Origin of the sequence: Nibrella saemangeumensis (assembly GCF_039541915.1) — a bacterium.
Classification (GTDB): domain Bacteria; phylum Bacteroidota; class Bacteroidia; order Cytophagales; family Spirosomataceae; genus Nibrella; species Nibrella saemangeumensis.
Map to the genome: position 1 here is coordinate 12727 of NZ_BAABHD010000027.1, position 24367 is coordinate 37093.

At 55.7% G+C, this 24367-nt stretch carries 23 protein-coding genes; 8 read left to right on the forward strand and 15 right to left on the reverse strand.

The features are described from left to right. Position 1 precedes the first annotated feature (1 nt). Entirely contained in the window at positions 2-679 is a 678-nt protein-coding gene (locus ABD949_RS11835) for a response regulator (RefSeq protein WP_345243701.1), read from the reverse strand. Positions 680-1094: 415 nt separating this feature from the next. On the opposite strand from ABD949_RS11835, the gene ABD949_RS11840 reads away from it, so the two are divergent. Beyond that, positions 1095-2153, forward strand: coding sequence for a sialidase family protein (locus ABD949_RS11840; protein ID WP_345243703.1), 1059 nt, complete (start codon positions 1095-1097; stop codon positions 2151-2153). Positions 2154-2232: 79 nt separating this feature from the next. Here ABD949_RS11840 and ABD949_RS11845 read toward each other — a convergent pair whose 3' ends face one another. The 4 genes from ABD949_RS11845 to ABD949_RS11860 form a co-directional block, all read right to left on the reverse strand. After that, a complete protein-coding gene (locus ABD949_RS11845) occupies positions 2233-2418 on the reverse strand; it encodes a hypothetical protein (protein WP_345243704.1) in 186 nt (61 codons plus the stop codon). Positions 2419-2544: 126 nt separating this feature from the next. Beyond that, a complete protein-coding gene (locus ABD949_RS11850; protein WP_345243706.1) occupies positions 2545-3789 on the reverse strand; it encodes an MFS transporter in 1245 nt (414 codons plus the stop codon). Further along, complete coding sequence (locus ABD949_RS11855) at positions 3767-4681, reverse strand: sterol desaturase family protein (protein WP_425576749.1); 915 nt, start codon at positions 4679-4681, stop codon at positions 3767-3769. Before ABD949_RS11855 ends, ABD949_RS11850 begins: the two co-directional genes overlap by 23 nt. A 53-nt stretch (positions 4682-4734) precedes the next feature. Continuing rightward, a complete protein-coding gene (locus tag ABD949_RS11860; protein WP_345243710.1) occupies positions 4735-5394 on the reverse strand; it encodes a metalloregulator ArsR/SmtB family transcription factor in 660 nt (219 codons plus the stop codon). Positions 5395-5617: 223 nt separating this feature from the next. Here ABD949_RS11860 and ABD949_RS11865 point away from each other — a divergent pair, with 223 nt between their 5' ends. The 4 genes from ABD949_RS11865 (at position 5618) to ABD949_RS11880 (ending at position 9572) form a co-directional block, all read left to right on the forward strand. Beyond that, positions 5618-7816, forward strand: coding sequence for a heavy metal translocating P-type ATPase (locus ABD949_RS11865; RefSeq protein WP_425576746.1), 2199 nt, complete (start codon positions 5618-5620; stop codon positions 7814-7816). 85 nt (positions 7817-7901) lie between these two features. Beyond that, positions 7902-8141, forward strand: coding sequence for a heavy-metal-associated domain-containing protein (locus tag ABD949_RS11870; protein ID WP_345243712.1), 240 nt, complete (start codon positions 7902-7904; stop codon positions 8139-8141). Positions 8142-8157: 16 nt separating this feature from the next. Continuing rightward, a complete protein-coding gene (locus tag ABD949_RS11875) occupies positions 8158-8625 on the forward strand; it encodes a substrate-binding periplasmic protein (RefSeq protein ID WP_345243714.1) in 468 nt (155 codons plus the stop codon). After that, entirely contained in the window at positions 8622-9572 is a 951-nt protein-coding gene (locus ABD949_RS11880; RefSeq protein WP_345243716.1) for a cation diffusion facilitator family transporter, read from the forward strand. The genes ABD949_RS11875 and ABD949_RS11880 overlap by 4 nt, the downstream gene beginning before the upstream one ends. Before the next feature lie 47 nt (positions 9573-9619). Here ABD949_RS11880 and ABD949_RS11885 read toward each other — a convergent pair whose 3' ends face one another. The 4 genes from ABD949_RS11885 to ABD949_RS11900 form a co-directional block, all read right to left on the reverse strand. Beyond that, the gene (locus ABD949_RS11885) at positions 9620-10660 is read right to left on the reverse strand and encodes an AI-2E family transporter (RefSeq protein WP_345243718.1); all 1041 of its coding nucleotides are present in this window, start codon (positions 10658-10660) and stop codon (positions 9620-9622) included. A 115-nt stretch (positions 10661-10775) separates the two neighbouring features. Beyond that, positions 10776-12815: a heavy metal translocating P-type ATPase gene (locus ABD949_RS11890; RefSeq protein ID WP_345243719.1), complete on the reverse strand. Its 2040-nt coding sequence runs from the start codon at positions 12813-12815 to the stop codon at positions 10776-10778. 11 nt (positions 12816-12826) lie between these two features. Further along, positions 12827-13441 carry a hypothetical protein gene (locus ABD949_RS11895; protein WP_345243721.1) on the reverse strand — a complete coding sequence of 205 codons (615 nt, stop codon included), beginning with the start codon at positions 13439-13441 and terminating at the stop codon, positions 12827-12829. A gap of 130 nt (positions 13442-13571) precedes the next feature. Next, the gene (locus ABD949_RS11900; protein WP_345243723.1) at positions 13572-14309 is read right to left on the reverse strand and encodes a hypothetical protein; all 738 of its coding nucleotides are present in this window, start codon (positions 14307-14309) and stop codon (positions 13572-13574) included. A gap of 120 nt (positions 14310-14429) precedes the next feature. Here ABD949_RS11900 and ABD949_RS11905 point away from each other — a divergent pair, with 120 nt between their 5' ends. Both ABD949_RS11905 and ABD949_RS11910 read left to right on the forward strand, forming a co-directional pair. Further along, on the forward strand, positions 14430-15224 hold the full coding sequence (locus ABD949_RS11905; RefSeq protein ID WP_345243725.1) for an ion transporter: 795 nt from the start codon (positions 14430-14432) through the stop codon (positions 15222-15224). Positions 15225-15326: 102 nt separating this feature from the next. Next, positions 15327-16703, forward strand: a complete 1377-nt coding sequence (locus ABD949_RS11910) for a chloride channel protein (protein WP_345243726.1) — start codon at positions 15327-15329, stop codon at positions 16701-16703. Between the two features lie 5 nt (positions 16704-16708). Here ABD949_RS11910 and ABD949_RS11915 read toward each other — a convergent pair whose 3' ends face one another. Genes ABD949_RS11915 through ABD949_RS11930 form a run of 4 tightly spaced genes read right to left on the reverse strand, consistent with a single transcriptional unit; the run spans position 16709 to position 22912 of the window. Continuing rightward, complete coding sequence (locus ABD949_RS11915; RefSeq protein WP_345243728.1) at positions 16709-17653, reverse strand: efflux RND transporter periplasmic adaptor subunit; 945 nt, start codon at positions 17651-17653, stop codon at positions 16709-16711. A 19-nt stretch (positions 17654-17672) separates the two neighbouring features. Further along, positions 17673-20849 carry an efflux RND transporter permease subunit gene (locus ABD949_RS11920; RefSeq protein ID WP_345243730.1) on the reverse strand — a complete coding sequence of 1059 codons (3177 nt, stop codon included), beginning with the start codon at positions 20847-20849 and terminating at the stop codon, positions 17673-17675. Positions 20850-20899: 50 nt separating this feature from the next. Next, positions 20900-21466, reverse strand: coding sequence for a hypothetical protein (locus ABD949_RS11925; RefSeq protein WP_345243731.1), 567 nt, complete (start codon positions 21464-21466; stop codon positions 20900-20902). Between the two features lie 18 nt (positions 21467-21484). Further along, complete coding sequence (locus tag ABD949_RS11930) at positions 21485-22912, reverse strand: TolC family protein (protein ID WP_345243732.1); 1428 nt, start codon at positions 22910-22912, stop codon at positions 21485-21487. 84 nt (positions 22913-22996) lie between these two features. Between ABD949_RS11930 and ABD949_RS11935 the strand changes: the two genes are divergently transcribed. Next, positions 22997-23398 carry a YidH family protein gene (locus tag ABD949_RS11935; RefSeq protein ID WP_345243733.1) on the forward strand — a complete coding sequence of 134 codons (402 nt, stop codon included), beginning with the start codon at positions 22997-22999 and terminating at the stop codon, positions 23396-23398. A gap of 19 nt (positions 23399-23417) precedes the next feature. On the opposite strand, the gene ABD949_RS11940 is transcribed toward ABD949_RS11935, so the two are convergent. Further along, positions 23418-23741: a hypothetical protein gene (locus ABD949_RS11940; protein ID WP_345243735.1), complete on the reverse strand. Its 324-nt coding sequence runs from the start codon at positions 23739-23741 to the stop codon at positions 23418-23420. A gap of 242 nt (positions 23742-23983) precedes the next feature. Further along, complete coding sequence (locus ABD949_RS11945; protein WP_345243738.1) at positions 23984-24241, reverse strand: hypothetical protein; 258 nt, start codon at positions 24239-24241, stop codon at positions 23984-23986. Between the last annotated feature and the right edge of the window lie 126 nt (positions 24242-24367).

Here is a 24367-nt window from a genome sequence, read left to right on the forward strand (position 1 = left end):
CTTACTCCTCCCGTAAAACATACCCCATCCCAAACTGCGTGTGAATGAGTTTGCGCGAAAAATCCTTGTCGATCTTTTTGCGCAGGTAATTAATGTAAACCTCCACCACATTGGTATTCGAGTCGAAGTTCTGATCCCAGACATGCTCGGCTATTTCCATCTTGGACAGCACCCGCCCCTGGTTGCGAATCAGAAATTCCAGCAGCGCAAACTCCCTGGCGGTCAGCTCAATGGATTTACCCTCCCGCTTCACCTGTTTGGCGTCCAGGTTCATCTCCAGGCCGGCATAAGACAGGGTTTGGGCCGTCATACCCACAGCCGTTGTTCGCTTGGCCAGCGCCCGCACCCTGGCCAGCAACTCCGAAAACTGAAAAGGCTTGGTCAGGTACTGATCGGCCCCCGCATCAAACCCGCTGACTTTATCTTCTACCTCCCCCAGGGCCGTGAGCAGCAGCACCGGTGTAGTAATGCCCTGCGTCCGCAGCTGCTTGATCAGCTCAAAACCGTTCAGGCCGGGCAGAATAACATCGGTAATGATTACCGAGTACGAGTTTTTGGTAGCCAGCCGTTTGGCAATCAGACCGTCGTAGGCCACATCCACTTCAAAATGACTTTCTTCAAGGCCCTGCTGGATGGCCTGTAATGTCTTGGGTTCATCTTCAACCAATAAAATCCTCATAAAATCATAAATTCTAAGTACTTTTTAAGATTAGCTTAAGGTCTCTCCAAACAATGCTGCCGATTTTTACGGTAAGATTGGACATTATAAATGCCTTTTTCATTTTCACTGGTTTCGATAGCCACCCAAGTCTCTTGAGTGGCTATTTTGTTTACACCCATCTAAGCACATTCTAAGGTAGTTTTAAGGGATTTCCAACATCTGCCTCTTTTATTCGCCTTATAATTTGAGATCTTTTCCCCTTTCATTAGTTCACTCATTGCATAGCCGCCCGGACCTTCCGGACGGCTATGTTGTTTGCCCGGTTACTTTCTTATCTGATAAACAAAATCAGGATGAGAATGGCTGAAGACAGGGTAGTGAGTAAGTTAACCTGCTCACTTTCTTTACCAGTAGTTCATAGCCTCATTGACGTATGCTGATTCACCTGCTTGCCAACCTGCTTGCCAACCTGCTTTACTGCCTTTCTTTGCTGGCAGATTCTCCTTCCGCAACTTTACTGGCCCCTAAGGGGTATCATCCGGTGGTTTGTACGAATGGGCAGCAGGACGTGGAGGTGGTATACGGCCTGAACGACCTGATCTATTATACGCATTCAACCGATAAAGGTAAGACGTATGCACCCGCCGAGGTAATAGATACACTCCAGGATCTTTTTCTGGTGGCTCAGCGTCGTCCCCAGATTGCGTCCAACAGCCAGACCACGCTCGTTTTGGCGTTGAATAAGGCGGGCAATATTTTTGCCTACGTCAAAGACAAAAAAACCGGACGCTGGACGAAACGGATCAAGGTCTCCGACCAGCCGGATGTGGCGAAAGAAGGCTTTGTCTCCATTGCGGCCGGCCCCGGAAACATGTTCTACGCCGTCTGGAATGATTTGCGGGGCAATGCACAGAATAAAGTGGTGGGTGCCCGGTCATTGGATGGTGGTAGAACCTGGTCGGCCAATCAGAAACTGTACCAGTCGCCGGAAGGGCCGATTTGTCCCTGCTGTAGCCCGTCGGTAGCCATTGAAGGCAGTCGTGTGTACATTACCTTTCGTAATGCGCTGGCGGGTTCCCGCGATATCCATCTGCTGACGTCGTCGGATGGCGGGCAGCACTTTGGTCAGCCGCAGAAGCTGGGTACCGGTACCTGGAAACTCGAGGGCTGTCCGATGGATGGTGGGGGCGTAGCCATTGCCAAACCCGGTCAGGTGGTAACCGCCTGGCGCCGGGAGAACCGCATCTACGTAGCCGAACCAGGCAAACCGGAGCAGGAAGTGGCGCAGGGTGGTAAAAATGTTGCCTTAGCGAGTAATGCCCTGGGTAACTACATCATCTGGCAGGCCGACGGCAAAGTATGGGCGATTACACCCCGGCACAATACTCCGGTCAGCCTCGGCATGGGTGCCTTTCCCAGGGTAGCCGCATTGCCGCAAAGTGCTGTTTGTGTCTGGGAAACCGAAAACGGGTTGTTAGCGACGACATTGTAATCATGCTGGTGGTAATAGCCCCCACATGAAAAAGGCCGCCAGCGTATCGCTGGCGGCCTCACTTTATTAGCCAAATAGCTTACTTCTTAACCGTATCCGTTTCTACGGTAGTTTCTGTCACCACCTGTGCGGTGTCTTGAGTAACCACCGTACTGGTATCCGTAGTAGTGGTTTCTGCGTCGCCATCGGCTTTCTTGGAATCACAACCAACAGCCAATGCCATCATTGACAGGACAAAAAATGAGTATTTAGCGAGAACCTTCATAGCGTAAAATTTTTAAGGTTGTTTATATAACCACCTTTAATACGCTTAACCGGAAAAGGTAACCCACTGGGTCCGAAGCATCAGCCCGTTACACCGCAGACCGCGACTTCAGACAACCCGCAACGGTTAGCACGCAATAGCTGTAACGCTTGGGGCCTTACCGAATGTCTCGTCACCGCAACGCATCCGATACTGGATAATCAGCGCCGAGCCAACCGTCAGTAGCCCTACCGCCAGCACCGACGCCCCAATGCCTGCCGCATCGGCGATGATGCCCGTCAGTAAGGCCCCGATCGCGTAACCCAGATCCCGCCATAACCGAAATATGCCAATGCTCTCGGCGCGTTGCGACGGGTGCGTATACCGGGCAATGGCCGTCAGGAAGGTGGGATAAACGATAGCCGTGCCGATGCCCAGCAGCGCCGATAACGCCAGAAAGACAAGGTAGCTGTCAGCCCACAGCATCGCGATCAGAACGGCACCCTGCAGGAGCATTCCCCAGAATAGCATCGTCTTTTGACACAGGTGGTCGGCCAGCTTGCCCGTCACGAGCTGCCCCAGTCCCCAGACGGCCGGGTACATTGCTACAATGGTCCCTATGTCAGTCAGCGCAAAACCTTTGGTTGCCAGCAGCACCGGAAATAAGCCCCACATCATGCCATCGTTGAGGTTATTTACCAAACCAGCCTGCGTTACTGAACCCAGATTGGTATGCCGCCAGGTGGTTTCCCAGAAAACGTTTTGGAGTGTTTGCTGCTTGCTGCGCTGTGCGTCCAGCGCCGAATGGTGACGGGTATCCCTGACCCAGAGCCAGCTTGCCAGCAGCCCCACCACCGAAAACGCTATACCCAGGTAAAACGGGTACGGCCGTAGCCCGTAGCGGGAGGCCAGCCAGCCCGTAGCAACCGCCGAAAACGCCAGGGCCAGGTAACCCGACGCTTCGTTGAGCCCCATGGCCAGTCCCCGGTTTTTCTCACCCACCAGATCGATCTTCATCACGACGGTCGACGACCAAGCCAGTCCCTGATTTACCCCCAGCAGGAGGTTAGCCGCCATGATCCATGCCCAGCTATCGGCCCACATCAGCATAAACGGAATGGGCAGACCTACCAGCCAGCCAATGACCAACAGGCGCTTGCGGCCGATGCGGTTCGCCAGACTGCCGGTGTAATAATTGGTCAGCGCCTTGGTGACGCCAAAGACGACAATGAACGTCAGCATCACCGAGTGCGCATTCAGGCCGAATTCGGTATCGGCCAGTTCGGGCAGAATCGTTCGCTCCAGCCCGATCATACCGCCCACCAGGGCATTGATAAACACCAGCAGACTAAACTGCCGCCAGTTTTCTTTAAGGCCAAGTTGTACGTCCATGGGTAAATTGTTTTGTTGGCCGAAACGGGTAGCGTAGCTGATGCCAAAAACGTTTTGGAAACGTTTCCACCCCGTCAAAGCCCAAAGCCACTTGATGATTACCTCTGGGAAAGAAACCCGTCCCAAACAGATAGTCCCAGAGATTAAGGGTCATGCCAAAATTTATGCCATAGGGATGATGACCAGGTAGCTCTTTGGCGTGGTGCCAGGTGTGCGCCTGTGGGTTGTTCAGCACGTACCTGAGCGGCCCAAGAGGCAGATACACATTGGTGTGGTTTAAATGGCCAATCGTGAGCGTAAACCGGTGTACGAGGAAGAAATCCGTCAGGCCGAAGCCAATCATCGCCAGGGGAACATACTCAATCGTGCGGTACACCAGCGTCTCCATGGGATGGTAACGCAGGTGAGCGGCAAAGCCCATCTCCTCCACGGAATGATGCAGTTTATGGAATTGCCACAACCAATCTACCCGGTGCAGCAGGCGATGGACATTCCATTGAATGAAGTCCCGCACCACAAACAAGGTGAGCAACCGCGCCCACAGGGGCCACCAGGCTATATCCCAAACTACCAGATTGCTGATACCGAGGCCGGCCAGACCATCCTGAAAGGCGGCTACCGCTACTTTGGACAGGGCGTTATAGCCAATCAGGGAAAACAAAAAGAAATTAAAGACCATGTAGAAGGCATCCAGCCAGAAATCCTGCCGGATAACAGCCTGGTCTTTTCGCCAGGGGAACAGTATCTCCAACCCCCAGCATAACACGGACAGAGCCAGTAACCAGTAAACAAAGTTTGTCCAATGTGGGTGAAGCAACTCCCCGACCAAGTAGTTGCCATAACCCGTAAACGAGTCTGACAGAATACGGCCGTTTTTATCGACTACAGACATCATGTGCGTTGGTCAGTTGGCCGAACAGCCAGGGAATCTGGTTTGCATTCTCATCAGCAGGCTATTGGCAGGCCGCGCCCTTTCCAATCCGGAAATCCCTCCTCCAGGCGGATAGCGCGGTAGCCTTTGCCCCTGAGACGGGCTACGGCTTCATCAGCAAATACGCAGAAAGGCCCCCGGCAGTAGGCTATCACTTCTTTGTGCAGCGGTAACGTATCCAACTGAACGTCCCACTGGTCCACCGGGACGGAGATCGCTTGCGGAATGTGTCCCATCCGATATTCTTCCGCCGGCCTGACATCCACCAGAATGAGGTCATCGGAAGCCAGCTTTTCGGTGAGTTCGTCAATGGAAATGGCTTCCAGGCTATTGCGCTCATGCCGGAAATCATTGAGGACCTGCTTTACGTCGGGTATCTGCCGGATGCTTAATGAGCGGAGCGACTGCCAGGCCGAAAATACGTCGGGGTTGGCCAGGTTGTAGAAAATGTAGTGCCCCTGCCGGCGGGTACTGACCAGCCGGGCCTGTTTCAGCACCTGTAAATGCTGGGAAGCGTTGGCGACCGATTGCCCGATTTCCTCCGCAATTACCTCCACCGTCTTTTCCCCCTGGGCCAGCAGGTCGATGATTTCCAGCCGGTGCGGGTTCGACAGGGCTTTTGTCAATTGGGATATACCGCTGTAAACGCTTTCCTTAAACTTCCTCTTTTCCATAGAAATCTGCATTCACTGATGAACAGGAACAAAGTTAAAGTATTTATTTAATTATTCAATAGAATTATTGACTAATCGATAAAGTAGCTTATCAGATTGTACAGGTTATCAACCATCGCTATGATCAAAATCCTGTACACCTCAACCCGCATTATGTACCGCTTCTCCGCCATAAAGACCCTTACTTTGCCAGTAAGAACAGCCACCACAATTTCGACCGCATATGAATCACGAACATCATTCAACGGAAGGTCACGCCAATCACCACCACGAGCCGGCAAAAACAGACCTGACCGGCAAAACCAGCGAACCACCAGCCGAACAGCAGGCGCAGCAGCATATCGGGCACGACAGTCACAGTGGCCCTATAGACCATACCCACCACCAGGGCGGTACAGGTATGAATCATGGTCAGATGGATCATTCCAAAATGAGTCACAGCCATACTGGTCATAGTGGTCACGCCGGCCACGACCACGGGGCCATGATCGCCGACTTTCTGCGCCGGTTCTGGGCGTGTTTGATTCTGTCGGTGCCGGTGATAGCCCTGTCTATGATGTTTCAGGATCTGATGGGGTACCACCTGGATTTCCCGTACCGCGAACCCATAGTCGTGGTTCTGGCTAGTGTTATCTATATCTACGGTGGCTGGCCGTTCCTGTCCGGTATGGTTGGGGAACTGCGCACCCGCCAACCGGGGATGATGACGCTGGTCGCGGTTGCCATTACGGCCGCTTACGCATACAGCGTAGCCGTATCTTTCGGCTGGCTGCGGGGAATGGACTTCTTCTGGGAACTGGCTACTCTGATTGATATTATGCTGCTGGGGCATTTTCTGGAGATGAAATCCGTAGCCGGGGCCTCCCGCTCGCTGGAGCTGATCGTACAGATGCTGCCGGCCGATGCGCATAAGGTAGACGGCAATGCGGTTACCGATGTAAACGTGGATACGCTACATCCCGGAGACCTGGTCCTGGTGCGGCCGGGCGAACGCATTCCGACCGACGGTGAAGTGGTTAACGGGGAAAGCACCGTCAATGAAAGTATGCTGACGGGTGAAAGCGTGCCGGTACAGAAAAAAGCGCTTGATGGGGTAATTGCCGGAGCCGTCAACGGCGAAGGTTCGCTCACCATTCGGGTAACCCACAAAGGCGAAGACAGTTACCTCAACAAAGTGGTAACCATGGTAGCCGAAGCCCAGAACGCCAAATCCCAAACCCAGACACTGGCCGACCGGGCTGCAGGCTGGCTCACGCTGCTCTCCCTCTCGGTAGGTCTCATTACGCTCCTTGCATGGCTTTGGGGCGGCAAAGAAGTATCGTTTGCCGTTGAACGCATGGTGACCGTGATGGTAACGGCCTGTCCGCACGCGCTGGGCGTTGCTATTCCACTGGTGGTCGCCATCTCCACCGCCATTTCCGCTCAGCGGGGCCTGCTCATCCGGAACCGCACTGCCTTTGAAGAAGCCCGCAAGATTACGGCTATGGTGTTCGACAAAACCGGCACGCTGACCGAAGGTGAGTTTGGCGTTACCCGCATCCGGGTGCTGTCGGCCCATTTCGACGAAACCAGCTTCCTGCGGACCGTTACCGCGCTGGAGCAGCAGTCGCAGCACCCCATTGCGCAGGGCATTGTCCGGGAGGCTAAAAAGCGGAAACTGGACCTGCCGGCCATCAGCGACTTCCAGTCTATTACCGGCAAGGGTGTGTCGGCTACCGTCGACGGTCGGCGGGTGCTGGTGGTCAGCCCCGGTTACCTCAAAGAACACGGCATTGAGCAGCCGCAGGATGCCTACGGCAGCGGAGCTGAAACGGTGGTATTTGTCCTCATTGATAACCAACTGGCGGGCTACCTGGCGCTGGCCGATAAAATTAGGGAGGATTCCAAAGAAGCTGTCCGGCGGCTGCAGGAAGCCGGTATAAAGGTCTATATGGCCACCGGCGATAACCGGAAGGTAGCCGACGCCGTCGCCAGTGAACTCGGTCTGGACGGTGTATATGCCGAGGTTCTACCCGAGCAGAAGGTAAACGTGGTGAAGGCGTTGCAGCAGAAAGGTGCGTTTGTGGCCATGACCGGCGATGGCGTGAATGATGCTCCTGCCCTGGCACAGGCCAACGTGGGTATTGCCGTCGGCTCCGGCACCGATGTAGCTGCCGAAACCGCCGATATCATTCTGGTCAACAGCCGGCCCACCGACATTACCAATCTGGTTGAGTTTGGTAAAGCTACCTACCGCAAAATGATTCAGAATCTGCTCTGGGCTACGGGCTATAACGTGGTGGCGATTCCGTTGGCGGCCGGGGTGCTTTACCCTGATTTTGTACTTAGTCCTGCCCTGGGGGCCGTACTTATGAGCGCCAGCACGGTGATTGTCGCCATCAACGCCCAGTTGCTGAAGGGTACTTTGCAGGAAAAGCGATAATTTAACAAAGCCGGAAGCTCGACCGTTATTCTATAAACCGGCTATTATTACCGCAACGACTCAACCGTGAAAACAAAGATTAGCGATGGAAATTCTGAAGTTCAAGACCAATATCAAATGTGGAGGCTGTGTAGCGGCCGTCACGCCGTTCTTAGACAAAGACGAGCAGATCTCAAAATGGCAGGTAGATACCGAGAGCCCTGACAAACTACTGAGTATCTCGGGCAAGGATATCGACCCCCAGCAGATTATCAATCTGGTTGAACAGGCCGGGTATAAAGCAGAACTCGTCCGGGTTATGGGCATTGGTGGCGGAGATTTGTAAAGCACTGCACTTTTCTATGAAAAATGTAGTGCGGCTGATTATCCTTACGCTGCTCAGCGGAGGGTGTGACAGGTTTCCGAAAGATCCCAACGATACCCTCAACACCGTAAAAGGCGGAACCCTGGTGGTGGGTTATTCTGAAAACCCGCCCTGGGTGCAAAAAACGGATAGCCTACCAACCGGACTGGAGCCCGACCTGGTCAAAGCCTTTGCCGAATCGCTGGGCGCCCGCATAACCTGGAAAAACGATACCGAACAGAATCTGTTTGAAGCCCTGGAGCACAGAGAAGTCCACCTGGTGATAGCAGGTATTACCGACGATACCCCCTGGAAGGATAAAGTGACCTTGACCCGACCTTACCTGAAAGCAGGCAAGAGGAAGCACGTAATGGCTGCCATTCGGGGTGAGAATGCCTTCATCGTCCACCTGGAAACGTTTCTCCACAAGCGTGAATCCGTTCTGGCAACCCGTGTACAGCCATGAAACAACTGGACAAGTTTGAATACCCGGAAGAGCTCAAACCGGATTTCGAAAAAGCCAAGCGGCTGGAGTGGATCACCATTACCTACCTCATATCAACCGCCGTTGTCGTTTACCTGACCATGGGCAACTCGCAGGCCATGAAAACGGCCTGGTTTGAGGATCTGCTGAGTCTCACTCCGTCGGTCTCGTTTCTGATCGCTTCGCACCTTTTCATGAAGGCACCGAACCGGGATTTCCCGTACGGTTATCACCGGGTAGTCAGCATTGCTTATCTGTGCAGCGCCCTGGCCCTGTTTGCCGCCGGCGTTTTTCTGGTTATCGACTCGTCGATGACGTTGAGTAAGGCAGAACACCCGACTATCGGCATTGTTGTTCTGTTCGGGTATCCGGTCTGGCTGGGGTATCTGATGATCGCAGCCATGCTGTGGAGCACCTTTCCGGCAATAATCCTGGGCAAAAAAAAACTGCCGCTCGCCAAAAAACTGCACGAGAAAAACCTGTTCACCGATGCTGAGATGAATAAAGCAGACTGGATGACGGCTTCGGCGGCTATCGTGGGCATACTCGGTATTGGCATCGGCTGGTGGTGGGCAGATGCCGTGGCAGCCCTGATTATCGCGGTAGACATCGTCCGCGACGGCTTTACCAATTTAAAGCAGGCGGTCTTTGACCTAATGGATGAAGTACCGAAGACCGTAGATGATCAGAAGACCGACCCGCTGGTCGATCAGGTACAGGCAACGCTGGCGGGGCTTCCCTGGGTGAAGGATGCCAGGATACGGCTACGCGAGGAGGGGCATATCTACCTCGGAGAGGGCTTCGTCATCGCCCGTCAGGAGGAGAACCTGACCCAGCTCATTGAAAGCGCATCCCGTGAGGTGCAAAAGCTGGACTGGCGTATACAGGAGTTCGTTATCATGCCGGTGCAGCAACTGCCGCCGGAATAACAAAGCTGTCTGGCCGTATTCCTGCTCAAAATTGTATCTCAGCTTACCTAAACAGCATGGCGTTTTTCCAGAACGTCTTTAACGAACAGCTCATTGACAATCACCAACAGCACCGCGATCAGCGGTGAAGCAAAGAGTACACCAACAAGACCCACCAGAAGACCTAGCAGCACCTGCCCGAACAGCAATAGCGCCGGGGGTGTCGACACAAACTTTTTGTCAAGCAACGGCGTCAGAATATAGCCCTCCAGCGACTGGATGCCCATATAAAGCAGGAAAACATACAGCGCCATATCGGCCCCCTGGGCAAACGCAATTAACAGCGCCGGTGCCAGGGCGATATAGGGTCCCAGATTGGGTATAAAATTCAGTACCCCCGCGATGATACCCAGGATAACCGCAAACGGAATGCCCATCAGCACCAGCCCTCCCCAGGTAGATACCCCCACCACAACCATGGTTATGGAGCGGCTGATAAACCAGTTGGCTAAGGTATGATAGCATTCGTCCAACACATGGCTGACCCGCTCCCGATACGGCGGATTAATGAGTTTGACAAAGCCGTCTTTATAGCTTGTGGGGCTCGACGCCAGATACAACCCCGTAATCAGCACGATCAGGAAGTTGACAAACACGCCCAGCGTAGACGAAAAAATTCCCGTAATTCTGGATAAGACATCCTTTTGTTCCGGTAAGAGTTGACTGGGCTTGCTGGGTAACCCCGATAAAAGCCGCTGGCCCCAACTCGACTTGGCAAGCTGCGATTCTGCTTTCCGGATGGCCTGGGGCAACGATTGCGACAACTGGTCGACCTGCTGACTAACGCTGGGAGCCATTAACCATCCTGTTGCGCCAATGATCAACAGGATAAGCAGACAAACTGCTGCCATAGACAAGCTATACCGCAGTCCGGTCAACCGGCTGAAAAGACTGGTCAGCCCGCTTATCAGAACGCCAAACAGAATACCACCAAAGACCAGAAAGAAGAAATCAGCCGCATAACCAATCAACAGAAACAGGCTGGCGATGGTCAGGCTGACCAGGGCAGCAATAGCTGCCTTGCGGGTGAAAGAAATAGGCTGTTCCATAATGCAAAATGCGCCTTTCCGTCTGGCGAACGATACCTAAATGCGATTCTTCGTATTCGGTTAAACCCGTTGTCTGGTTACCATATTCACCAGTATATAAAGACTTGAAGCGACATCAGGCCACCCTCATCCGCTGGACCCGAACGGCATTCAGAATGGCCAGCAGCGCTACCCCCACATCGGCAAATACCGCTTCCCACATGGTAGCGATACCGCCGGCTCCCAGCAGCAGCACAATGGCTTTGACCACCAGCGCCAAAATAATATTCTGCCAGACAATGTTCCGGGTGGCCTTGCCGATCTTAACAGCCGTGGCAATCTTTGAGGGTTGGTCAGTTTGAATCACCACATCCGCCGTTTCCACCGTCGCGTCGGAGCCCAGGCCGCCCATGGCGATGCCTATATCGGCCAGGGCCACCACCGGCGCGTCATTAACGCCATCGCCCGCAAAAGCGAGCCTGGCCGGGCGACGCTTCGCCTTTGGGTTAGCCGCCAGTTCCGCTTTCAGCCGGTCAACGTGTGCGACTTTGTCTTCCGGCAGCAGGTCGCCAAACGCCTGGTCAACGCCAACCTGTCTGGCAACCGCCTGCACCACCGCCGACTTATCGCCCGAGAGCATAATCGTCTGAATACCCAGGCGGTGCAGTTCCTGAACGGCCGCGGCTGCGTCTTCCTTCACTTCATCGGCAATGGTCACGTAACCGGCAAACTGCCCGTTTATGGCCACCATCACAATGGTAAAAGGAATCTGGGTCAGGGCTTCATCAAAGGCTACCCCAAACTTCCGCAGCAGTTTGGCATTACCCGCCAGCACCTCCTTTCCGTTTACGGTTCCCTTCAGGCCATGTCCGGCAATCTCTTCCACCGCCGTTACAGGTATTGACAGATGCCCTTCACCGGCACGAGACCCGGCGTTGCCGCCCTGGGCATAGTCCAGAATGGCCGTCGCTACCGGGTGGGTCGATTTACTTTCCAGCGCGGCCGTCAGCCGGACCAGTTCATCCGGGCTGACACCGGGCTGCGGCCTCACCTCCTGCACCCGAAAAACGCCTTTGGTGAGGGTTCCCGTTTTGTCCATCACCATGATTTTTAGCTGCGTCATCAGGTCCAGAAAAACTGACCCTTTGAACAGAATACCCTGCCGCGACCCGGCCCCAATGCCGCCAAAATACCCCAGAGGGATAGACACTACCAGGGCGCAGGGGCAGCCGATGACCAGAAACACCAGGCCCCGGTACAGCCAGTCGCGCAGCACGTAATCCTCCACGAAAAAGTAAGGAACTACGGTAATCAGCACCGCCAGGGCACAGATGATGGGCGTATAAATTTTGGCGAACCGGGCGATAAACTGCTGCGTCTGCGCCTTGCGGCCGGTAGCCTCCTGCACCATCTTCAGGATACGCGACAGCTTGGAATCCTGGTAGGCCGTTGTCACCTGCATGTCCACCAGCGACTGCCGGTTAATCATCCCCGCCAGTACCTCCCCGCCTTGCACCACGGTGCGCGGTACACTTTCTCCGGTCAGCGCAGCGGTATCAAACGATCCTTTCCCCGAGCGCAGGGTACCATCCAGCCCCACTTTTTCACCGGGCTTTATCTGAATGGTCTCTCCCACCTCTACCGAAGCTGCTTTTACCTCCGTAGCCCGTCCCTTGCGGAGCACCGTTACCGTATCCGGGCGCACGTCGAGCAGGGCTTTGATGGAGCGCCGGGCCCGCATCACGGCCGCGTCCTGAAACAGCTCGCCGACGGTATAAAACAGCATCACCGCTACGCCCTCCGGATACTCACCGATGATAAACGCGCCAATAGTAGCCACGCCCATCAGAAAGAATTCGGTAAAGACATCTTTGTTGCGGATGCGGTTCCAGGCCCGGCGCAGCACCGGCCAGCCCACGGGCCAGTAGGCTGCCAAATACCAGACAAACCGCCAGGGATCACGCCAGACAGTGGACTGGAGCCCCTCCGACGCGAAATTGTCCAGGGCAATACCCATCATCAGCAGCACAAAGCTGATAATGGCAGGCAGATAAGTACGCCAGCCCTGCCCTGGGCCACCAGCCGCCGGAGCCGGATCTTTAACGGGCCCCTGAGCCGCTACCACGTCAACCTCGTCGTGGCTATGGTCGTGGTCATGATCATCGTGTGGCGTCATTATCGTAGTGCTTAAATACTGACAAAAAGATTAACTATACCCAGCCCAATCAGCATACCACCGGTCAGGCGTTTTTCGTGGTGCTCCAGCCAATGCCCGTGCAGGTGCGCTAAGCCCCGAAAGGAGAGGGCTGTTAGCAACACCATGCCGCCAACCGTAAACACGGTATAGAACACGGCCAGGGTAACAATGGACAACCAGCCGTACGTACCGGCAGTAAAAAAGAAGGCCTCAATTTCCAGACAGGGCGAAAACAGCATGGCCATGGCCAGCGTAACAATGATAGCCCGTTTTGACCGTCCCGTACCAGCTGTCGATACCTCTTTATGCGTATGTAGTGCCGGGCGGGCCAGGTAGATGATCCCCATGCCAATAAGCAGCCCGGACGAGAGCCAGCGCGTTTGGTGCTCCATGCGCTCAGACAGTTCCAGGCCAACGGCGCCGATCAGAACCCCGAGCAGTACGGTGCTGAACGTATGGAAAAGCCCGCTGATTGCCGATACAGATAACGTATCACGCAGCGACCAGTTTTCACTACGGCCAATAAGCACCACCGGCAGCCAGTGATTCGGGAGTGCTGCGTGGATCACGCTTATAACCAGACTACCAATCAGTAAAGACTCCATGTATCGGGTAACGCGGAAGCAAAAGCCAAAGATTAATAGAAATTCGTTGCTTAAAAAATACCAACAAGGTCGTTATGGCTGGGCTGTGGTTCTTTACCGGTCGGTTTCGTCCGAAATCGGTAGAATCTGTTCAGAGGGCCAGCAGCAAAACCGCATAACCGAACGCGCCCAGCACAAACGGCAGAAACTGACTCTGCCGCTCTTTGGGCAATTCCTCTTTGATAACGTTCAGGATAACGCCCCCCGCCAAAAAGGCTATGGCCACTGCCGTACTCTCTTCGGGCAGCTCCGTTGTAAAGCCCACGGCCGCGCCCAGCAGAATGGCCCCGGACAACAGCCAACGCCCGATACGCTGGTAACGTGCTGCCTCATGGTGTTCCCGCAAGCCAAAATCCGACACAATAAAGTGCAGCCCCATGGCTACAGTAAACAGCAGCACCGACTCCAGGTTGACGCCTTCTTCCAGATGAAAGAGGGTATAGCCAATCAGGGGGTTGTACAGGGTAAAAGACCCAATATGAATCCAGAAAACCGCAGGCGTTGTTTCCGTTTCCTCACCCGACTCCCCGTGCCGGGCCCGGGAGGTAAGCGCCAGATGTTCCAGCCCATAAAAAGCGACCAGGCCGGTGAGCGCCACAAGGTATACCGGCTCCTCCAGGGCAATGGTCAGCGGATGATTTTCACCGATAGCCTGCTGTTGTGACCGGTTCAGTTCGGGCAGGAGGTGTACCAAAACGTAGGCAATTGAAATGCCTCCCGCAAACGACAGCCAGCGGTTGCGGGGTATTCCGCCCAGAAAACTGAACCGGGCGGCAAACAGATGAATGAAAGCCAGTAAAAAGGCCGCAGCCAATGCTGTTACCTGCATACAGAAGCGGGGTAGTGTCTATCTGCAAGTAACCTGGCCTGGTCACAAATGATTAGCGCGGGCAAACAACCTTATCCAGCGGAAGGTTTGGGATACAGACCGCTACCCCCAACGAGCATTATGGCAGCAGTGGAACCTCAGGACCGCCGGCTATTGAAAAAACAGCGATACACTTTACTTCGCCGGTTGAATCGTTGGCTGGAAACACCGCTTGTATTTCTGGGGTTTGTCTGGCTGGTCCTGTTGATTCAGGAACTGGCGTATGGACTTACTCCGCTACTGGAAAAGCTGGGTACTGGCATCTGGTTTATCTTCATCATCAGCTTTCTGTTACAGTTAACGGTCGCCCCGCATAAACTCGAATTTCTGAAAAGGAATTGGCTGACCGTACTCTCGCTGGCTATCCCGGCACTGCGATTGTTCAGGCTGGCCAGGGTATTACGTATCCTGCGCGTCACGCGGGGCTTCCGGCTGGTTAAAGTGCTGGGCTCCATTAATCGGGGGATGCGGGCGCTGGGGGCCAGTATGAGCCGCCGGGGGTTCGGCTATATTGTGCTGCTGACCATATTGATTACCGTTGCCGGAGCCGCCGGCATGTACGCCTTTGAGCGGGAAGCCCCGGATGGCACCGCCCTGGACAGCTACGGCGAAAGTCTGTGGTGGACTGCCATGCTGATGACCACCATGGGATCCGAGTACTGGCCCAGAACGCCGGAAGGACGCGCTTTGTGCTTTCTGATCGCGCTGTATGCCTTTGCCGTCTTCGGGTACGTGACCGCTACCCTGGCTACGTTCTTTATCGGCCGCGATGCCGAAAGCAAAGAAGGCGAAGTGGCCGGAGCCCAGGCCCTGGAGGAACTGAAAACCGAGATCCGGCTCCTGCGCGAGGAGGTGGCGCGACTCCGGGAGCCGTAACGGCTCCGCGTTTAATCTGGTCCGCAGGCTCAGTTATCTGCTCGAATCAGGCACCTGAACGTTAACCTTAAACGGCCACCTGGACCCGGAACCTGAGAAAAAATGCAACGTTTTTCGCTTTATCAACGCTTACTAAGCTGGCTCGACCGGTCGGTTCTCCGACAGCTCCGGTCAGATAATGTACGCACGGCAACGCAGTTGGCCATTCCGTTCTGGATCGCTTCGATAGCCACGGGCCTTATCGCGTACCTCTATGAAAAAGGCTTTTCCTGGGCCGAAGACGTTTGCCGGGAGTGGCTGGCCGGCGTGCCGGCTATGGCGTTTCTGATTACGCCGGTTGCGTTTCTGCTGGCCTGGGGGCTGGTCTATTACCTGGCTCCCGGGGCCCGTGGGAGCGGTATTCCGCAGGTGATGGCGGCCCTTGACCTCGCCAATCCGGGCCACGACCACAAAGTTGGGTATCTGGTTGGTATTAAAGTAGCGGTTGTTAAAATCATCAGCAGCATCCTGCTGTTGCTGGGGGGAGGGATTATCGGCCGCGAGGGACCTACTATCCAGATTGGCGCTTCGGTGTTCCGCTGGATTGCGCACTGGCAACCTAAAAACTGGCCTCAGCTTTCGCGCAAGGTTGTGCTGGTCACCGGCGGAGCCGCCGGGCTCGCTGCGGCCTTTAATACGCCCCTGGGTGGTATTGTCTTCGTGGTAGAGGAGCTTACCCGGACGCATATTACGCACTTCCGGACGCCGGTCTTCACGGCTGTCATCATCGCCGGGATGACGGCGCAGGCGTTTCTGGGGCCCTACCTCTACTTAGGGTATCCGCCGGTCTCTCCCACGGGCATTTCGTTTCTGGGCATTGCGTCGGTTACGGCGGCCTGCGCCGGATTGGCCGGTGCGGTCTTTGCCAAACTACTCGACAAAATCAACAGCTACCGGAAACGCTGGAGCAGTACCAGCGGGCAGGTCGGCTGGGTATTCACCTGCGGCCTGTTGTTTGCCGGCCTGATATTTTTGTTCGGTCTGGATGCCATGGGTACGGGTAAGCCGCTGATCAACCGGCTGCTGTTCAACCCGTTTTCGCACGTGGCCTGGTATATCTTTCCGGTGCGGCTGGCCGGCATGGTGCTGAGTTACAGCAGCGGGGCAGCCGGGGGCGTTTTTGCTACCTCGCTGAGCGCCGGGGCAATTCTGGGGAAACTACTGGCCGGCTGGCTGCACGTAGCACCGGCCCATACCACCATGGTCATTCTGGTCGCCATGGTCAGCTTCCTGACCGGCGTAGCCCGATCGCCGTTCACGGCAACTATACTGGTTGTGGAAATGACCGACCGCAATATGGTTATCTTTCCGTTGCTGGTAGGTGCCCTGGTGGCGCAACTGGTAGCCACCCTGGTCGACTCCCGTTCGCTCTACGAGCGCTCAAAGAGCACGTTTTTTGCGGAAGCTCTCCAGCAACCGGGCGCCCCGGCTCCGGTCTGAGCGGTTTACTCTATAGCTCCTCCCTCCTGGGCTACCGCTTCAGGCGCTTCATCCGAGCGCAGCACAATCTCGGCAAACATACCCGGCTTAAACTGCCGGTTCGGATTCGGCACGTCAATCTCAATTGTCTCCGAGCGGAACTGCTGGTTCATGCGGCCCGAACGGCGGCTCACCTGACCCTGAAACGCTTTACCCGGCACGGCATTGACGGTGAAGGCAACGGTACTGCCCTCCCGCAGCCGCATACTATACGTCTCAGGAACGTCGACCACCAGCCGGAGCCGGTAGTGGTCCTGCAATACCAGCATCGGCTGCTCCTGTTTGGAGCCCGGTCCTACCAGCGCGCCCGGATGCACGTTGCGCTCGGTAATCACCCCGTTGAACGGTGCCCGCATGACCTGATAGGCCTTCATCTTCTGCAACGCCTGGTAATTGGCGTTTTCGCCGATCATGGCTGCACTATCGGCCGCCACTCTGGATCGGGCGGCTTCCAGGTCCAGCGGGGCTACTGAGCCGGGCACCTTACTGCTGGTCTGGAGTCGGTGGTAATAATCGTGGCTGGCGGCCAGCACCGCTTTTGCCTTGAGGTAATTGGACCGGGCCGCTACCAGTTGCTCTTCAATTTCGGGCGCTTCCAGCACCATCAGCACCTGCCCTTTCCGCACCACCGAGCCGCGGTCGACCAGCACCTTCGTGATAAACCCGTTGGCTTTGGGAAATAGGTTTACTTCCTGGTATGGCCGAAACTCAGCCGGCAACTGAATGACCGGGGCCAGCGCCTGCTGTGAATGCTCTCCTGAAGGAGTTACCTTGTTTACCGGCACCGCCTGTTGTACGGCGGCCGCCCGCCGTGGCCGCTTCTGACGGGGCTTTTCTTTTTCTGCCGACTGGCAGCCCGTCAACAGGGCTCCCGAAATCAGGGCGACGGCAAGCGCAAACGTTATTTTCATTTTCATGGTCTGGTTTCGATTAAAGCGTATCTGCAGTTGGAGTTTCGGCGTCCGGCATGAGCGACGGGCTGCGGAACGGCGTTTTTTGCTGCACCCAGGCATATACCTGCGGTACGATGTACAGGGCCGCCAGGGTGGAGGCTATCAACCCGCCGATGACCGCCCGGCCCAGCGGAGCCACCTGTTCGCCGGCCTCGCCCCAGCCCGTTGCCATCGGCACCATACCCGCCACCATGGCGAAACTGGTCATCAGCACCGGACGCAACCGGATACCCGCACTGTCTATGGCCGCTTTTCGGGCGTCGCGGTACTCCCAGCGCAAGCGCTCGGCGTTGGTAACGATCAGAATGGCGTTGGCTACCGAAATCCCCGTTGCCATGATAATGCCCATGTACGATTGCAGGTTGAGCGTAGAACCCGTGAGCAGCAGCAGGGCAATGGACCCCACAATCACCGCCGGCACCGACGATAAGACCGCAAACGACAGCTTAAACGACTGGTAGTTGGCCGCCAGCAGCAGGAAGATAACCACCACGGCTACCCCCAGACCCAGTTGCAGGCTGTCCAGCGTCTCGGTAAGCAGCGACGACATGCCTTTTACCGCCACCACCAGTCCTTTAGGCGGGGTACCGATGCCGGCAATGGCTTCCTCTACGGCTTCGGTCGCCGTACCCAGGTCTTTTTTGTGGACATTTGCACTGACGGTTACAAACCGTCGGGGGCCGGTCCGGGCGTATTCGCCCGGCATGGTATCGACCGAAAACGTAGCGACATCGGCGAGTGTGGGCCGGTTCTGACCCGCCACCAGCGGAACGGCCTGCAACTGCGAGATGTCCTGCATGGCCTGTTCGGGAATCTGCACCTGCACCTGGTAGGTATACGCCGACCGTTCATCGAGCCACTGGTTCTTTTCGGTATACCGGCTCGATGAGGTGGAGGCCGTAATCGACCGGGCGGTTTCCTGTAGGTTCAGCCCCATCAGGGCCAGCTTCTGCCGGTCGAGCTGAATGTTGATCACCGGAAATTTCAGCGGCTGAACAATGCGCACATCGCGCAGGAAGTGAACATCGCGCAGCCGGTCGACCAGCTCATTGGCGTACCCTTCAATCTGCGGCATCTCCCGCCCGGCTACCTGTACCTCAATGGGCGTAAAGGCCCCCTGACTCATGAGCTTTTCGGTCAGGTCGGCGGGTTCAAAGGACACCAGGATACCCGGCATCTGGTCCTCCACGGCCAGCCGGATCTCTTCTTTTAGTTCTTCAATGTTGACCTTGTGTTCGCGATCCAGCGCGAGTTTGATTACCGCATCGTTGGAGCCGCTGGTGCTGACGTACAGGTTAGAGGTGGCGTAATTGGTGGGAATAACGCCCACGTAGGCCGACGAAAGCGCCACATTGCCGCCGGTGACGTCATCGATGAGTTCTACCAGCTGGTTAACCTTCTCTTCGGTCCGTTCGAGCCGGGTGCCGTCGGGCGTTTTCATCCGCACCACCAGCTGGCCGGAATTGATTTTGGGCAGCAGGTCTTTCCCAATAAAGCTAAAGCCCAGCCCGGCCAGCACCAGTACCACTACAAAGTACACGGCGATCAGCAACCGGTTGTAGGGCATCATCCGCTCTACCTGACCGGCAAAGCTCCGGCGCATCCGGTCAAAAAAAGAAGGGCGCGCCGGTACCGCAGGCTCACCGGACTCATCCGTTGCTGCAGGTCGGTGCCCATGGCCGTCCTTCAGCATCCAGTTGGCCAGCACCGGCACCAGACTCTGGGCCAGAAAATACGAGACCGTCATGGCAAACCCGATAGAGAGCGACAGCGGCAGGAACATGGCGCGGGGTACGCCCGTCATGATGAACGAAGGCGCAAATACAGCCAGGATACACAGCAAGATGAGCAGCAGCGGGACGCTGATCTCGCGGCAGGCGTCGTAAATGGCCTGCCGTTTGGGCTTACCCATTTCCAGATGCTGGTGAATATTCTCGATGGTAACGGTGGCCTGGTCGACCAGAACCCCGATCGACAGGGCCAGCCCCGACAGGGTCATGATGTTGATGGTCTGCCCGGCCAGATACAGAAACAGCACCGCCGAAATGACCGACACCGGAATGGTAATGATGACCACCAGCGAACTCCGCAGATCCCGCAGAAACAGAAACACCATCAGACCCGTCAGAATAGCGCCAATTCCCCCTTCGACCAGCAGGCTGTGCACCGCGTTGATCACAAAGACCGACTGGTCAAACTCGTAGGTAACCTCAATGTCGTCGGGCAGCAGGCTGCGCATCTCCGGCAGTTTGGCCTTCAGGTTGGTCACCACCGACCAGGTAGAGGCATCGGCCGTTTTGACCACGGGAATGTAAGATGACCGGCTGCCGTTGACCACCGCATACCCTACCGTTATATCAGAGGCATCCTGCACGGTAGCCACATCCCGCAGGAAGATCATCTGCCGGCCTTTACTGACCACCGGAATCCGGCTGAAATCCTCGACCTGTTTTTCGAGCGAGTTCAGGGTGGTAATGAACATGGTGTTTTTGATCCGGATGTTGCCCGAGGGCGTCATGGTGTTGTTGCGGGCCAGGGCCTCAACCACCTCATCCGGCGAAATATTGAACCCCCGGATCTTGCTGGGGTCCAGGTTAATCACCACCGTTCGAGAGTTGGTACCGATGGGCGGGGGAGCGGAGAGGCCGGGCACGGTCGAGAACAGGGGGCGAATACGGCTGGCCGCCATTTCATGAATCTCGCGCAGGGGCCGGGTACGGCTGCTAAAGACCAGATCGCCGATGGGCACCGAGGAGGCATCGTAGCGTACCACCTGCGGAGGCAAGGCTCCCGGCGGAAAGAACTTCATGGCCCGGTTTACCTGAATGGCCACCTCGGCAGCGGCCTGGGCCATGTCGGAGCCTTCGTAAAACGCCAGTTTGACAATGGTCAATCCCTGTACGTTGCGGCTTTGAATTTCCTTGATACCCGATATATACAGAAACTGGTCCTGCATCCGGGTCGCAAAGAATCCCTCCATCTGCTGGGGCGACATGCCCCCGTACGGCTCAATGACGTAGATAACCGGTGAATTCAGTTTGGGAAATATATCAATGGGAATACGCAGGGCGCTCAGGATCGAGAACAGCAGCACACCCGATACCAGCACCAGAACGGCTATTGGCTTTTTTAACGAAGTGGATAATATAGACATAATGGATAACAGCGTTGCGTTCTACAAAAGGCCAGGGGCATGTACTGGCCTTACTGGCTGGTTAGCTGCCCGTTCTGGCACTCCCTCCAGGCATTAATCAGGTTATCAGCTCCCTGGGCGTTCGTTTGCAGCAGGTTGCCTGTTCTTACCTCTTTCATCCGGTGAAGGACACAGGGATTATTCCGAAACACTAACCGGATGTTCTTCTTATTCAGGTGCCACAGATCGCCGTCGGGTGTCAGACTGAAATAATACTTGTCTTTCACAACCCGGCCGTCGGGGACCCGGTCCAGGTACAACTGGATGTCTCCCGTTCGTACCAATTCATACGACCTGTTGCCATACAGGCGATAGGTTGCTCCCCCGGCAGTACGGTATCCCCAGACGTTTACCGGGCTTACCTCCTGGGTTGTGCCATCGTTACCAACAATACGAATCGTACGGGCGTTGACCCGGATGGACTTCACCCAGACCGCCTTCTCCGCCGACGGCAGTTCGTTTGCGGAACCCAGCAACTGAACCGAATTATACCGCGATGCGCAGGCAACTGATACCCAGACCATACCGGCTACAAGTACCCGTATTCCGGCTCGTCTCCACCAACACTCTTTTTTCATAGTTCGCTGGGGGTGGAATCAAGGGGCAATAGCGCGGGTAAACAGGCCCAGATCTCCGCTGGTAGCAGCCCGCAGCAGCAGGGCCCGCCATAACCCGGTGACGGCCAGCACCTGGTCAGCCTCCGACCGGTTGAGCAGGCTGACGACCTGGGTTAGGGTCATAATATTATCCAGCCCGGCATTGTAGCGCGACTGCGCCTGCGCATAGGCCTGCCGGGCCACGGCCAGTTGCCGGGGCGTCTGGCGGGCAACCTGCTGGGCCATATCCCACTGCAGGCGCGCATTCTGGTCGCCGGCCCGGAGGGCCAGGGCCTCCTGTTCATAAACTGCCTGGAAGGCCCGGGTTCGTTCGCGCTGGGCGGTTATGGCGTATTTGGCCCGGTTCAGATCGGTGGGCTGCCAGACCGCCGTTACCCCCACCAGGTAATTAAAGGCCCGCAGTGGCAAACCGGCTCCGGGCGACGAGTTGATTCGGAATGACCCATCCGGTTCGGGCGACTCCCGAATCCCGGAGCCCCGCCCCCACAAGCCGCCCAGCACGGATACCGACGGCATGGTAGAGGCCCGAATCACCTTTTCGGTAGCCTCGCTCCAGTCAATCTGTTTTTTGAACCAGCGTAGTGTGGGATGAAGTGCCGGCGCATCGACGGCTACGGGCGGACTATCCGGTAGCCGGCTGTAAAAGGCAACGGTATCCAGTTCGACCAGGGTGGTGGGCTGCCCGATCAACTCGGTCAGGCGGACCAGTTGCTGCCGGGCGTTGCGGTCGCTTTCCAGCATCTGGGTCCGGGCCCGGAATACCTCGGCCGCCACAATGGCACTGTCCATACCGGGCTTCAGCCCGGCGTCGGTGCCGGCCCGCGTTATCCTTTGAATAGCTTCTACCCGACTCAGGTTAGCCTGTTGCAGGTCCAGTTCCTTTCGGGCGTTGAGCGCCTGCAGGTAGGCATCGCACACGCGAAACTGGTGAACGAACAGTTCCCGCTCGTAATCGCTTTCCTGTTGCTCCAGCGCCGTACGGGCCTGGTCGCGCAGGGCTTCGTTCCGCCCGAAGGTAACTACCTCCCAGTTGATGAAAGAAGAGACAAAACTGGTCCAGGCCGGCTGGGCCGTGAAGCCATTGGGTTTGATACTGCCCGACAACGAAGGCGTCAGCCAGCCACTCGATACAGAAGCCCCCCGCACCTGATTGGAGGTAGCGTTCAGCGCCTGCGCCTGGATGCCGGCCTGCGGTAACAGCGAGGCCCGAACTTCCTGACGGTCGGCTTCGGCGGCCCGAATCTGGGCGAGTTTAGCCTGAAGACCTGGAAAGTTGGTGCGGGCCAGGTCCAGCGCCTGCGGCAGCGTCAGCCGGTTCATGCCCGGTGATTGGGCGCGTACGCCGGTCCCCAGCCAGGGGAAAGTAAAGAGAATTACATATATAAGTCGGTTCCTGACGTTGAGCATAGAGGTACTGAATTGCAGTAGCCCTAAAGTTCATCCTGAGTTCTTAGAAAGGAATTAGATACAAATTAGAAATTATTAGAAAGTATGGAAAACAACAAAGCAGATGAAAAACCTAAGAAAACAGCCGGACCGGCAGACTACCTGGCCAACGAGCGAACCTTTCTGGCCTGGGTTCGCACCAGCATTGCCTTAATGGGATTCGGCTTTGTTATTGTCAAGTTTGCCTTATTTATCCGGCAGATCAGTTTTGTGCTGGGCGATCAGGTAAGGCCCCTGCCGGGTAAGGGTTATTCGGCTGAAATTGGTATTCTTATGGTAGCGCTGGGAGCGCTGATGGCTACCCTGGCCTTCGTCCGGTACCGGGCTATTGACAAACAACTAAAAACCAATCAGTATTTTCCTTCCCAGTGGCTATCGGTGTTGGTAACCCTGAGTATTGTTATCGGAGCAATTTTACTGGTCATCTACCTCTTACCGAGCCTGTAACACCAAGGCACGGTACCGATCAGTATTCATGGTGTAAAGTATCCGCGAGCTGATCAATCAGGTCGTCGGCCTGCTTCAGGTATTCCGTCTCGGTAATCTTTCCGGTCTGGTAGTGCGACAACAACAGGTCGAGTGCTTTTTTAATCCGTACGGAGTTCAGTTTGTCTTGTCGCAGGCCCTTGTTCGATTCGGGAAAAGGCGTGAACGGGCGCGATGGTGCGTACAGCGGCCCGGTTGGCATGAGCGCTGTAGCCGCTGTAGCCTTGTTGGTTGTCGGTTCACGTGCCATATCCGGTTCCTCTTCACCCTCCATCAGGTGAATCAGGTAGCAGAGTATTCCCACTCCTAACAACGTCAAAAGAACCTCCAGAACCATATCCTGTGTCTGTCTGACCGGTTAAACCATACCGTCACCTGCTCAATGACGTAAATAAGACAGGTACTTCTTAAAATGTTATTAGATCCGGCTTAGAAATTATTAGAAACAACAATCCGCCTGTTGCCGGAAAAGAATAGCCGCCTGGGTACGCCCGGGCGGCTATTCTTTTCCGGCAACAGGCGCCTGGCGCACTACTTATGATCCAGCTATCCGCCTTCTTCCCGTTTCGACTCGTCAATCGCCTGCTGATACAGTTCCATAACGTGAGCCAGCATCTTTTGCTGAATAATCATCATGGATTCAATATTAGCCTCCTGAATGGCGCGCAGGGAACCGTCCTCCTCCGTCTCCTGAACACTCTGCAAATCGGATTCCAACCGGTTTATCGTCCGGTTTATGTCCGCCATTTTTTTCTCGAGGGTAGCCATACGAACCTGTAATTCTATTTTTTCTTCTGAATTCATGGTAAATCTCCTGATTGGTTCAGGTCGTTCCGTATGCGGCCCGGTCAGTAAAGCGTTATACCGGTGTCAACCCGAAAAGAAATCAGCGCTAGAGTAACCTGCGCAGTAAACCGCATAGTAGAAGCC